11 protein-coding genes are annotated in these 12,110 nt (G+C 45.8%); 4 read left to right on the forward strand and 7 right to left on the reverse strand.

What is annotated here, in order from left to right; all coding sequences use genetic code 11:
• Window positions 1–79: 79 nt before the first annotated feature.
• On the reverse strand, window positions 80–922 hold the full coding sequence (gene rlmA / locus KHO06_RS05835) for a 23S rRNA (guanine(745)-N(1))-methyltransferase (protein ID WP_212582230.1): 843 nt from the start codon (window positions 920–922) through the stop codon (window positions 80–82).
• A 205-nt stretch (window positions 923–1,127) separates the two neighbouring features.
• Between rlmA and KHO06_RS05840 the strand changes: the two genes are divergently transcribed.
• Window positions 1,128–2,096 carry a nucleoside hydrolase gene (locus KHO06_RS05840; RefSeq protein ID WP_212582231.1) on the forward strand — a complete coding sequence of 323 codons (969 nt, stop codon included), beginning with the start codon at window positions 1,128–1,130 and terminating at the stop codon, window positions 2,094–2,096.
• Between the two features lie 10 nt (window positions 2,097–2,106).
• Here the strand turns inward: KHO06_RS05840 and KHO06_RS05845 are convergent, their stop codons facing one another.
• The 3 genes from KHO06_RS05845 to gap all read right to left on the reverse strand — a co-directional run bounded on the left by KHO06_RS05845 (window position 2,107) and on the right by gap (window position 4,623).
• The gene (locus KHO06_RS05845; protein ID WP_223976055.1) at window positions 2,107–2,454 is read right to left on the reverse strand and encodes a spore gernimation protein; all 348 of its coding nucleotides are present in this window, start codon (window positions 2,452–2,454) and stop codon (window positions 2,107–2,109) included.
• Window positions 2,455–2,566: 112 nt separating this feature from the next.
• A complete protein-coding gene (locus tag KHO06_RS05850; RefSeq protein WP_047481158.1) occupies window positions 2,567–3,451 on the reverse strand; it encodes a D-hexose-6-phosphate mutarotase in 885 nt (294 codons plus the stop codon).
• A 176-nt stretch (window positions 3,452–3,627) separates the two neighbouring features.
• Entirely contained in the window at window positions 3,628–4,623 is a 996-nt protein-coding gene (gap, locus tag KHO06_RS05855) for a type I glyceraldehyde-3-phosphate dehydrogenase (protein WP_005432905.1), read from the reverse strand.
• 334 nt (window positions 4,624–4,957) lie between these two features.
• Between gap and msrB the strand changes: the two genes are divergently transcribed.
• Window positions 4,958–5,371 (forward strand): peptide-methionine (R)-S-oxide reductase MsrB, encoded by a 414-nt coding sequence (gene msrB, locus KHO06_RS05860; RefSeq protein ID WP_005432972.1) that lies wholly within the window; start codon window positions 4,958–4,960, stop codon window positions 5,369–5,371.
• Between the two features lie 104 nt (window positions 5,372–5,475).
• Here msrB and KHO06_RS05865 read toward each other — a convergent pair whose 3' ends face one another.
• On the reverse strand, window positions 5,476–6,297 hold the full coding sequence (locus KHO06_RS05865; protein ID WP_212582232.1) for a DUF2989 domain-containing protein: 822 nt from the start codon (window positions 6,295–6,297) through the stop codon (window positions 5,476–5,478).
• 101 nt (window positions 6,298–6,398) lie between these two features.
• Here KHO06_RS05865 and KHO06_RS05870 point away from each other — a divergent pair, with 101 nt between their 5' ends.
• The gene (locus KHO06_RS05870) at window positions 6,399–6,683 is read left to right on the forward strand and encodes a DUF1315 family protein (protein WP_005432903.1); all 285 of its coding nucleotides are present in this window, start codon (window positions 6,399–6,401) and stop codon (window positions 6,681–6,683) included.
• A gap of 159 nt (window positions 6,684–6,842) precedes the next feature.
• On the opposite strand, the gene ansA is transcribed toward KHO06_RS05870, so the two are convergent.
• Window positions 6,843–7,856 (reverse strand): asparaginase, encoded by a 1,014-nt coding sequence (gene ansA / locus KHO06_RS05875; RefSeq protein ID WP_005432970.1) that lies wholly within the window; start codon window positions 7,854–7,856, stop codon window positions 6,843–6,845.
• Between the two features lie 112 nt (window positions 7,857–7,968).
• The gene (gene sppA / locus KHO06_RS05880) at window positions 7,969–9,819 is read right to left on the reverse strand and encodes a signal peptide peptidase SppA (RefSeq protein WP_045369401.1); all 1,851 of its coding nucleotides are present in this window, start codon (window positions 9,817–9,819) and stop codon (window positions 7,969–7,971) included.
• A 226-nt stretch (window positions 9,820–10,045) separates the two neighbouring features.
• Here sppA and KHO06_RS05885 point away from each other — a divergent pair, with 226 nt between their 5' ends.
• The gene (locus KHO06_RS05885) at window positions 10,046–12,058 is read left to right on the forward strand and encodes an NADPH-dependent 2,4-dienoyl-CoA reductase (RefSeq protein ID WP_167423989.1); all 2,013 of its coding nucleotides are present in this window, start codon (window positions 10,046–10,048) and stop codon (window positions 12,056–12,058) included.
• The last annotated feature ends 52 nt before the right edge of the window (window positions 12,059–12,110 follow it).

The following is a 12,110-nucleotide window of genomic DNA, read 5'->3' on the forward strand; positions in this document are numbered from 1 at the left end:
AGCCTCCAAAAATGTCCGAATGATATTAATGGAGGCTGATAAATGAATCAATGGTAATGAGAATAATTTGCGTTACAGTTTATTCTTCATTCTCAGATTGAGCTGATTTCTTACGATAAACTCGTAACATAAAATCAGCCTCACATTGGAAAAGTGTAGATGACTTTAGCTCTTCACGAAGTTCATCGCTGGCTTTCCATGCAAATGGGGTCATTTGCAGTAAATCGAATGCCACGCCATCTTTTAAATCCATGACGTAGTTAAGTTTTTGTTGATGCTCAAGTTCGAATCCTTCGATACTTTCTGGTTCTTCGTTGTGCAAACGAATTTCCTGATAGATACGCTCGCGGAATTGATATAGGTGACGACCTGCTGGCGTTACCGTAATGACCACACCGCTATCTTTAATTACACGTTGCAGCTCTTCCGCTTTACATGGTGCGTAGATACGTAAGATCGCATCCAGAGATTGCTCTGCAAAAGGTAGGCGATGACTTGATGCCACGCTGAAATCGCAGTTAGGGTAGCGCTTAGAGGCGTAACGAATAGCGACTTTAGAGATGTCCAAGCCGTAAACATTTGCCCCTTCATTTTGAGCATGCAGAGACTGCTGAACTTGATCGGTGTAGTAGCCTTCACCACAACCAATGTCCAATAGCTGATGGCGTGTGCCTTCGGTGTACTTCGCACACAGGCGAGCAACTTCTTGGCGCATTGGATCGTAATGGTTGCCTTCTAGGAAACGACGACGTGCTTGCATCATTTCTTTGTTGTCACCTGGATCTTTTGAGCGTTTGTGATGTGCAGGCATCAAGTTGACGTAGCCTTCTTTCGCTAAGTCGAATTGATGATTGTTTTCACACTTAAACGTCTTAGCTGTGAGCTCAAGAGGTTGGTGACATAGAGGACATTGATAGTTCATGACGATCTCTGGACTGGAAGTAGGGCGGCAAATTCTATCAAAAAGGAATGCGGCAAGCGAAACAAAAAAGCGCTCGAGTCGTCGCGCTTTGGGTGGTGAATGAGCGGCATACTGGAGGAAAAATCATACCTTAGGTTTAGGTCACGTTTATCGCTGTTTTTTCTGGGTATGGTTGAGGCTTTCCTAGCGTTTGATAGAAGCCGATATGACAAAGAAAATTATCTTAGACACAGACCCTGGCATTGACGATGCAATGGCGATTCTTTTTGCAGAAGCGCATCCAGACATTGAGCTAATGGGCATTACGACAGTTTATGGCAATGCGACCATAGACAATGCCACACAGAATGCTCTTTACCTAAAACAGAAGTTTGGTATGAAAGCGCAGGTTGCGAAAGGAGCGGATAAGCCTTTAGTAAAAGCGCCGGTCGGAGCAACGGTTGTTGTGCATGGTGAAGCCGGCTTTGGTGATGTGAAAGCGCCAAGTTTACTGGATGTGAGTGCCATTGATACGCCTGCTTATCGTTACATCATTGATAGCGTTAGAGCGGAGCCGGGAGAAATTACCTTGGTGGCCGTAGGCCCTTTAACGAACCTTGCGCTTGCTTTGGAAGCGGACCCAGAAATCGTTAACTTGGTTAAAGAAGTGGTTGTGATGGGCGGCGCTTTCGGAGAGAACGACCATCGAGGCAATGTCACGCCATTTGCGGAAGCAAATATCCATGATGACCCTCATGCTGCCGATAAAGTATTCACTGCGTCTTGGCCTGTGGTGATTATTGGTTTGGATGTAACGGAAGAGAGCTTCTTTACTGGGCAATACTTAGACCAACTGCGAGAAGAGGCGGGTGAAGTAGGGCAATTTATTTGGGATGTCAGCCGCTACTATTTGAAGTTTTACTCAGAGAAGGTTGGAATGAATGGTTGCCATGTCCACGATCCTTCCGCGATTGCCTATGTGATTGAACCTGAGCTATTCACCTTACGCAGTGGTGCCGTCAGGGTGGTTACCGATGGACCCGCAGAGGGGATGACGATTCAGAAAACGGATCAACGCAAATACATGCACGATGAGTGGAGTGCTTTCTCCGCGCAAAACGTTGGGGTTGGTGTGAAAAGCGATACACTGCTTTCACTGTATCGAGAGTCGATTATTCGTTATTCAAAGCGATAATGGAGTGGGGTTATCGGTAATAGTCGATGACTTGCACGGATATCCACTCGCTGTCTTGCTGTAAGGGAAGAGTAAAAGCATTCGACGTTGGATATTGATTTTGATTGTCGTAGGTTAGGCCTTCAATCTTCTTGAATGGTTTGTTCTCGGTATAGAACATCTCAATGCTTACTGCCGTTTTTTGGTTTGCGGAAACTTGGAAACGGCAAATACCCGTAGGGCAATACACATGATATTGAGTTGGCGACAACTGCTTGTATTCGGCGACGTTCTTCGTGGGTTGTAATGAGATCTCAGTGTTGGCACAGCCAAACAATAAGCCCGTAAGAAGTGATATTGAATAAATGCGGTATTTCATGGTTATGCCATCATCTCGACTCATTTTGGTTGGTCTTAGTATGGCATGAGTAGCTCGTGTGTTATGCTTTGGCGTTGTAAAAAAGGCCGGATTAACCGGCCTTTAAACTGGATTACTGCGCCGAAATCACAGTGATAAGTTCGTGTGTCTCGCCTGGCTGTAACGTCTTGCCTTGCTCGATACTTGGCGAATGCACTGTCGACTCAACACACAGCATGGTTTCGTAGCCGTTGTCTGCCATGTCACCCATGCCTTGTGCGCCTTCTGCCCAAGGGTTCCACAGCACTGCTGAGTTATGGCCTTGGTTTTCTACACTAAGAGTGCGATCCAATACTGGATCTTTAACCAAAATTTGTGCTTCTGGCTGAGTGTAAACACGGTCGATAGTATCGGTTAGCTGAAGAACTTCGCCACCTTGGCAGACTTCGCCTGCTTTTAGACTGTCGATGTATTCAGGGCCCATACCCGTCGTTTGTGCTTGCTTAATGTCACCAACGTTTAGGTAAGTGTGCAGTGCACCAGAGAATGTCCACTCTTCATCATCAATGTTCATGACTTTCAATGTCACTTTTAGTTCATCGCTGATTTCAACGACAAGACGAGCATCGAACATGTGTGGCCAAATGTTATGAATCTCTTCAGTTGGGAAGAGAGCAAGTTCAACGATCACACCATTGTCGTTTTCACGGTGTTCAACCAATTCCCATTCTGCCGTGCGCGCAAAACCATGAGCTGGTGCTGCGATACGGCCAAACCAAGGCCAACAAACCGGAATACCGCCGCGAAGGGCTGCTTTACCATCGAAGATAGCTTTTTCGCTCATCCAGATCAGATCTTGCTGGCCTGCAGGAGCGAACGATACGACATGACCACCATGTAGTGCGATACCTGCTGTTGCTTTCTCATGAATAACGCGGACGATTTTAATCTGATCAACTTCGACGATAGTGACGTTATCAGATAGCACGGTTAGGGCTGGGAGAGTTTTTAAATCCATGTATAGTTTCCTATCGCTGGGAGAGAGCTTTCGACAAGCTTCGCATATTGAATGCAACTTCGAGTCTTCATTCTCTCAAATTCCAGATACAAAAAAGGCGACTCTAGAGCCGCCTTTTATTCAAATCTTATGTTTCAAACACAAGCTTCGCTAATTGCTTTTCAGCTAAGTAATAATTACTTAGAGATGTGAGCGATTAGGTCTAGAACTTTGTTTGAGTAACCGATTTCGTTGTCGTACCAAGATACAACTTTAACGAAGTTATCAGTTAGAGCGATACCAGCTTTAGCATCGAATACTGAAGTTTGAACTTCACCGATGAAGTCTTGAGAAACAACTTGGTCTTCAGTGTAGCCTAGTACGCCAGCTAGTTCGCCTTCAGAAGCTTCTTTCATTGCTGCACAGATAGCTTCGTAAGATGCGCCTTCTTTTAGGTTAACTGTTAGGTCAACTACAGAAACGTTAGCTGTTGGTACGCGGAAAGCCATACCAGTTAGTTTGCCGTTTAGTTCTGGAAGAACAACGCCTACAGCTTTAGCAGCACCAGTTGATGATGGGATGATGTTTTGAGAAGCACCACGACCACCGCGCCAGTCTTTAGCAGAAGGACCGTCTACAGTTTTTTGAGTTGCTGTAGTAGCGTGAACTGTAGTCATAAGACCAGATTCGATACCGAACTTGTCGTTAAGAACTTTAGCGATAGGCGCTAGACAGTTAGTAGTACAAGAAGCGTTAGAAACGATGTCTTGACCAGCGTAAGTAGCGTGGTTAACGCCCATTACGAACATTGGAGTAGCGTCTTTTGAAGGACCAGTTAGAACAACTTTCTTCGCGCCAGCAGTGATGTGCTTACGTGCAGTCTCGTCAGTTAGGAAAAGACCAGTTGCTTCAGCTACTACGTCAACGTCGATAGCGTCCCATTTTAGGTCTTCTGGGTTGCGCTCTGCAGTTACACGTACAGTTTTACCGTTAACGATTAGGTTACCGCCTTCAACTTCAACAGTACCGTTGAAACGGCCGTGAGTTGAGTCGTACTTAAGCATGTATGCCATGTAATCTACGTCGATAAGGTCGTTAATACCTACAACTTCGATGTCGTTGCGCTCTTGCGCTGCACGGAATACGAAACGACCGATACGGCCAAAACCGTTAATACCTACTTTGATAGTCATTATAGTTGCTCCACAACTTAATTTCTGATTAAAGATAACTGGTAGTAAAATTACAGAATCCAGTAAACATCTGCAACAGATAATCGGACTTAACTTGTTTAAAGTCAAAAAAAAGCGACGCTTTTTTTAACAATTCTTCGCAAATGCTCGTTTTTTAAACTTTTAACTGGTTATTCTACATCCCAGTTGGCGTAATATAACTTTCGAGATAAGAACTCGTATCAAATTAATTACACATGGTGTCCTGGTGAGAAAGTATGTGCTACAACTGTTACGAGAAGCAAGTTTTTTGCTAAAAAAGTCATTGCCAAAAATAAGAAATAAGGAACAGAAATTGGTAGAACAAAGCGGAAGAAAAGTAACGAAGTCCGATGAACATTGGCGTGAACAGCTCTCTGATGAAGAGTTTCGCGTTTGTCGTGAGCAAGGAACAGAGCCTCCGTTCTCCGGTAAACTGCTTCATAATAAGGAGACGGGTGTCTATGCTTGCACATGCTGCAATGCCCCTCTATTTGTCTCCGATAACAAGTACGATTCTGGCTGTGGATGGCCAAGTTTTGATGCGCCAATTAACGACACAGCGGTGCGTTATCTTAAGGATCTGAGCCACGGAATGGTGCGAACTGAGATTCGATGCGCGGCTTGTGATAGCCATTTAGGTCACGTTTTTGAAGATGGGCCACAAACGACAGGCGAACGCTATTGTGTAAACTCGGTGTCGTTAATTTTCAACAAATCCGACCAATAACGCCATTTTAGGCTGAAAGAATGTTTCATCCTTTCAATTAATAAAATACTAAGCGGTTACCGTGCAAATAAAAAAGCTCCCGATATGAACGGGAGCTTTTTATTTTATAAATCGACAGGAATCATCTTTGGTGAATAGTTCCCTTTATCGATCGCCTTCGATATAGATTTAGCCAGATCATCTAACTGTTCATATTGTCCTTGGTCGGAAAAGTTGAACATGCGCTTTAACTGTTGTTCATCGGCGAGGGGAACATCGAAGCGTTTAGCAACCATCGCCCATAAGTAAGCTTGCTTTTTGTTACCCATACCTTGGTTAATGCTCGCTAATGATTTCAAGATCGCAGGGTTTAAGGATTTCTCATTCGACATCGAGAGCGCGTTATGCAGCAATGTTAGTGTCTTTTGTGGATCGCGGTTCGTATAGAAAGTTGCGAGCGCATATTGCATTTCGGCAGTATTTAACTCTGGTTTCCCTTCCATTTGTAAAAACTGGCGACGTGCTTGATTATCGCCGGTTTGAGACCACAAGAAATACAGCGTGGCTGGAGCTTTCGACCCTTTCAGTTCCGCAACGATACGATCTAACTCATCAATACTGTGCACCAAAGCATCAAAGCGTTTACGTTTTAACGCACTTTGGTCGATAGGTGTGATTTGCGAGGCGAGTTCTAGACATTTGCGATACTCAGCAACCAAGCCATATTCGATTACTTGATTAGCTTCTGATGGATCTTTGAGAAGTTCAAAGCGATGCCAAACCAAATTCGTTCGTGGAATACGACATTGACCGTCGTCCATATTGAGGTTCTCACAACGAAGCTGCGGATTTTTCTCGCACAGTTCTTCTGTGGTGACGTTGCCTTCGAAGCAACCTGTTAATGTCAGGCTGGCAAGCCCTGCTAGTAACCAGTATGTTCGTTTCATGGTTTTGCTTGTGATCCGTTACACCAATTCATTTTCGGGTTCTTGACTCTGCTTTCTATACCGTTATGTTCTGTAAATAGAATGTAATAAGAAGGTACATTATGGACGCAGAACAATTATTAAATGCGATAACTCCAGAAGTCTATGATCGATTGGTTTACGCAGTAGAGACAGGAAGATGGCCTGAGGGTACACCACTTTCTCAAGAGCAGCGAGACTCATGTATGCAAGCTGTGATGTTGTATCAATCAAAACACAACACAGATGCACAGCACATGACGGTTGCCGCTGGTGGCGAAATTAGCTTTAAATCTAAGCAAGAATTGAAGAAACAGTTCAGCCAAGAAGAGCAAGACATCGTTCGCGTGAACCCAAACCTGAACTAAACGGTGCATCTCTGTTCACCGGATAACTCCGTTAAAGCAAAAAGCCCAATTCACGTGAATTGGGCTTTTTCGTATCTTGTTGTTGGGCTATGGGTCTACTTGTTGTGCATTGGAATCACTTGTTGTGCTATAGCGTCATTCTTTGCACTGTGAACCTGGTTATAGGCTCATTTCACCACGTAGGACTTCTTGCATCTTCTGTTTTATTTCTTCGTAAGACAAATCTTGGCTCAGAAGGTAGTGAAGTTTTGCCAATGCCGCTTCAGGTGTCATGTCGAAACCACTGATTACGCCAGAGTCAGCCAGAGCACAGCCCGTCGCGTAGCCACCCATATTTACCTTACCGGCTAGGCACTGAGTCAGGTTCACTACGATAACGCCACGCTCAGATGCTTCTTTAAGGTGACCAAGTAGTTCTGGGTTTTGCGGAGCGTTACCCACGCCAAACGTCAGTAGAATCATTGCGTTCACTGGCTGGCGAAGCGTGTTGCGAATCACTTCGTGCGAAATCCCTGGGTACATGGTGATCACACCGATTGGTTGCGGCGTGATGTTGTGTACTTTGAAGTCACCTTCAGGTTTTGCGCCCACAGTAATGTTGCTGCTGATCTGAATGTTGATACCTGCTTCCAGAAGTGGAGGTAGGTTTGGTGAAGTGAAGGCATTAAAACCATCAGCATGAGACTTGGTACTGCGGTTACCGCGCATCAACTGGTTGTTGAAGAACAACGTCACTTCATTGATAGGGTAGTTTGCCGCAATGTGCAGTGCGTTAAGAAGGTTTGCTTGACCGTCTGAGCGCAATTCTGCCAGTGGAATTTGTGAGCCTGTTACGATGACTGGCTTACCTAGGTTCTCCAACATGAAAGACAAAGCAGAAGCTGTGTATGCCATGGTGTCGGTACCATGCAGAATCACGAAGCCATCGTATTTGTCGTAGTTGTCACGGATGTCGTCTGCGATTTGCTGCCAGTCAGCTGGCGTCATATCTGATGAGTCGATCAGAGGCTCGTACTCATGGATAGTGTATTCCGGCATTTCAGGACGGTGGAACTCGGGCATACTGGCTAATTGCTTTTCCATAAAGCCAGCCACAGGCACGTAGCCGTGATCCGATTTTTGCATACCGATGGTGCCACCGGTGTAAGCGATGTAGATATGTTTTCTAGTCATCGTTCTACTTTACTTCATGTAGGGGAACAGTGGCGGGGATTATAGCGAAATGAAACCTAATAAAAAGGGGCATCTCGCACAGAGATGCCCCTTTTTGACTAAGCTAGGAAAGCTATTGCACTTGGCAGTTCAAACAGAAAGCGTATTGACCTTTTGGATCGTTGAAGCTCTGCATCATGCTTGCATCTTGCTCAAGCTGTTGAGCCACAGGCTGTAAGCTCTTTGGTAAGAAGCTCGTCGCATCGATGCCCAAAGACACTTTCACTTGGTTCATGAACTCTTGGACGAACTGTTCTGTTGGTGATAATGGTTCTTCAACCCAGTAGAGCTCATAGTTTTCTACTTCAGCCAGTTTCGCTGCCAATTTCACTGCGTCATCAAAGTCACCCATTTGGTCTACAAGGCCGAATGACATTGCATCTTGACCTGTCCAAACTCGACCTTGAGCGACTTTATCTACTTCGTCTAGTGACATATCTCGGTTTGAGCCAACCAGAGAGATAAAGCGCTTGTAGCCATGTTCGATACCGAGCTGGAATGCTTGAGATGCACCATCTGAAAGACCCGTCGTGATGCCATCACCAGAGAATGGTGATGTGCCAACACCATCGGTACTGATACCAAGTTTGGTAAAGCCTTTTTCAAATGTCGTGATAACACTGAAGATGCCTATCGAGCCAGTTAGCGTGGTTGGCTGAGCAACAATCTTATCTGCACTCATTGAGATCCAGTAACCGCCGGAAGCCGCTAAACTAGACATCGAAACCACAACCGGTTTACCTGCCTCTTTTAACGCTTCTACTTCGTTACGAATCACTTCAGAGGCAAAAGCGCTGCCTCCTGGGCTGTCGACACGAAGAACAACCGCTTTAACTTTGTCGTCGTTGCGAGCTTGACGAAGTAGGCTTGCCACCGTATCACCGCCAACGGTACCGCGCGGTTGTTGGCCATCCATAATGGCGCCGCTTGCTACGACAACAGCAATGTCATTTTCAGACGGCGTTAGGTTAGGGCGCATGGTCGCTAGGTAATCGTAGTAGCCAATTGCGTTGTAGCTGTCTTTACCGTCACTGCCGAACTCTTTTGCGAACAGTTTGCGTACGTCTTGGCGCGTTGCTAGCTCATCGACTAGGCCCATTTTAACGGCCAGTTGCGCAAGGTCACCATCGACTGATTTCATCTCAGCAAGCAATTCATCCATGGTTGGATTCAGTGCTTTGGCATCGATATTACGGTTGGTTGCTACGTCATCAACAAAGGCACTCCAAAGCTGAGTGATCCAGCGCGTCGCCGACTCTTTTGCCGCATCAGACATGTCATCACGAATAAATGGCTCAATTGCAGACTTGTAAGTACCCACGCGGAACACGTGCGTCGATACGTCTAACTTCTCTAGCAATGTTTTGTAGTACATCGAGTAAGAGCTGTAGCCCTTAATCAACACACCACCATCCGGAGCGAGGAAGACTTTATCTGCGTAGCTCGCTAGGTAGTATTGACTTTGGTTGTAGAAATCGCCGACTGCGTAAACAGGTTTGCCAGACGTTTTAAATTCATTCAGCGCTTTGGCGATATAACGAAGTTTGGTCAGGTTAGTCTCAGGCATATCGCGCAGAGCCAGAACTAGGCCAGATACCTTAGGATCGTCTTTCGCGTAGCGAATGGTATCGACGATGTCGAACAATACGTTCTCTTTCGGCATCTCGTTACCGAGCACAGAGCCAGCTATCGAATCCATCGGGTTTACGTAACGGCGCTGCTCAACGATAGGCCCAGAAAGGTTCATTACCAGCGCGGATTCTTTTTCCACGGTTGGCTGACCTTCGCCAGTGTAGGTAAAGGCAAAGTAGAAGACGGCAATCATCACCAGGAAGATCAAGTTTGCCAGAGCAAGTCTGACAAAGGTGATGGCTTTCCATATCCCCTTAAATATCAGACCAATAAATTTGAAGAGTTTTTTCATCTTGTCTCCATAACGAGATAGTCATTCCCTAATCTTACAAAGTATGGGTTCTTATCTCTAAGATCTCAAAAGATAACAATTTTTTTAGCTTATCACGGCAATTCAACAATTGGCATATTTTAACGTGAGATTGACGCGTGTTGCAAAAATGTAAACGGCTGTTTGATCTTTTGGTTTTTGCGGCGTACTGTGGTCAGACCACAACAATAAAAATGGATGTTTAGTGATGTCTGCCATGTACCCGAATTTGTTAAAGCCACTGGACTTAGGTTTTACACAACTACGAAACCGTGTCCTGATGGGATCAATGCACACAGGCCTAGAAGAGCATAAAGAAGGTCTACAGAAGCTTGCGGCGTTTTACGAAGAACGTGCAAAAGGTGGTGTAGGTCTTATCGTGACAGGCGGTTTCTCCCCTAATCTACGTGGTCGATTACATCCTTTGAGTGCAGAATTTAGTAAGCCAAAACATGCTAAAGCACACAAGGTAGTGACAGAAGCAGTACATAAACACGGCGGTAAAATTGCCCTACAAATCCTTCATGCTGGACGCTACGCGATGCACCCATTCGCGCAAAGTGCGTCGGGCATGAAAGCACCGATTGCTAAGTTCGCACCGAGCGAAATGAGCGATCGTCAAATCAAGAAAACCATCGACGCTTTTGCTAACAGCGCTGAGCTTGCGCAACTGGCTGGGTACGATGGTGTCGAACTGATGGGTTCGGAAGGCTACTTGATTAACCAATTCCTTTGTAAACGCACCAATATGCGTTATGACGAATGGGGCGGTAGCTATAAGAAACGCATGCGCTTCCCAGTTGAAATCGTCAAAGCCGTACGCAAGGCCGTGGGTGAGAAGTTCATTATCATCTTCCGCCTTTCGATGCTTGATTTGGTTGAGCAAGGCAGCACATTTGAAGATGTTATCGAGTTAGCAAAAGCGCTAGAAGAAGCAGGCGTGACCATCATTAACACGGGTATCGGTTGGCATGAAGCACGAATTCCAACTATCGCTACTCAGGTTCCTCGTGGTGCGTTCACGTGGGTAACAGAGAAAGTCAAACCTCATGTGTCTGTGCCAATTATCACCTGTAACCGTATCAACACTCCAGATGAAGCTGAGCGAATTCTTTCTTCAGGTCACGCAGATATGGTGTCGATGGCACGTCCGTTTCTGGCAGACCCATATTTTGTCGCTAAGGCAGAGCAAGAAAAGTCGCAGCTGATTAACACTTGTATTGGCTGTAACCAAGCGTGTTTGGACAATGTGTTTAAAGGTAAGCGCGCAAGCTGTTTGGTTAACCCGCTTGCGTGTTACGAAACGGAAATCGTTGTTGAAGACGCTTTCAAGAAGAAGAACATCGCCGTTGTTGGCGCAGGCCCTGCTGGTTTAGCGTGTGCGACGACGCTGGCAGAACGCGGACACAAAGTGGATCTGTTTGAGAAGAACGATCGCATTGGCGGTCAGTTCCGCTTAGCGATGCAGATCCCGGGTAAAGAAGAGTTCCGTGAGACCATTCGTTACTTTGCTAACCGCATTGAAGAAACAGGGGTGAACCTTCACCTAGAGACAGAAGCCAATTACGACTTGTTGACCGAATACGATGAAGTCGTCATGGCATCGGGTGTTGAACCACGCAAAGTGAAAATCGATGGTATCGATAATCCTGAAAAAGTGATCGATTACCAAACACTGATTCGAGATAAAACGCCTGTGGGCGAGAAAGTCGCAATCGTCGGTGCTGGTGGTATCGGTGTCGATGTCGCTACCATGATCACTGAGCCTGTCGGTCAAACGCTGGATGATTGGTTGCATGAATGGGGCATCGACAAAGAAATGTCTCAACCGGGTGGCCTGTATCCTTATCCAGATGCCGTTAGCGATAAAGAAGTATGGGTGCTTCAGCGTCGTAAAGGTCGTGTCGGTAAAGGGCCAGGTAAAACCACAGGTTGGATTCATAAACGTACGCTAGAGAAGCGCGGTGTGCATCTATATGGCGGAGTGTCTTACGATAAGATTGATGAAGCTGGTTTGCACATCCATGTGAATGGTAAAGAGCAGTTGCTAGAAGCCGACAAAGTGGTGATTTGTGCAGGACAAGAATCGGTTCGCCCATTTGAAGACAAATGGCATGAATTGGGCGAGAAGCTGCATATCATTGGTGGTGCAGACCATGCGGGTGAGCTTGATGCCGTGCGAGCGATTCGTCAAGGTGTAAAGCTTGCCGTGAAACTCTAAATCATAACCTTAACGCTTAGTCTTTTTCGTTCTTAACTTTTTATAGCTGCGC

This window comes from Vibrio sp. B1FIG11, from assembly GCF_905175335.1.
Taxonomy (GTDB): Bacteria; Pseudomonadota; Gammaproteobacteria; order Enterobacterales; family Vibrionaceae; genus Vibrio; species Vibrio campbellii.

Coding starts and splice junctions, on each gene's coding strand:
- rlmA (WP_212582230.1), bottom strand. CDS start 922: ATGAACTATCAATGTCCTCTATGTCACCAACCTCTTGAGCTCACAGCT.
- KHO06_RS05840 (WP_212582231.1), top strand. CDS start 1,128: ATGACAAAGAAAATTATCTTAGACACAGACCCTGGCATTGACGATGCA.
- KHO06_RS05845 (WP_223976055.1), bottom strand. CDS start 2,454: ATGAAATACCGCATTTATTCAATATCACTTCTTACGGGCTTATTGTTT.
- KHO06_RS05850 (WP_047481158.1), bottom strand. CDS start 3,451: ATGGATTTAAAAACTCTCCCAGCCCTAACCGTGCTATCTGATAACGTC.
- gap (WP_005432905.1), bottom strand. CDS start 4,623: ATGACTATCAAAGTAGGTATTAACGGTTTTGGCCGTATCGGTCGTTTC.
- KHO06_RS05865 (WP_212582232.1), bottom strand. CDS start 6,297: ATGAAACGAACATACTGGTTACTAGCAGGGCTTGCCAGCCTGACATTA.
- KHO06_RS05870 (WP_005432903.1), top strand. CDS start 6,399: ATGGACGCAGAACAATTATTAAATGCGATAACTCCAGAAGTCTATGAT.
- ansA (WP_005432970.1), bottom strand. CDS start 7,856: ATGACTAGAAAACATATCTACATCGCTTACACCGGTGGCACCATCGGT.
- sppA (WP_045369401.1), bottom strand. CDS start 9,819: ATGAAAAAACTCTTCAAATTTATTGGTCTGATATTTAAGGGGATATGG.
- KHO06_RS05885 (WP_167423989.1), top strand. CDS start 10,046: ATGTCTGCCATGTACCCGAATTTGTTAAAGCCACTGGACTTAGGTTTT.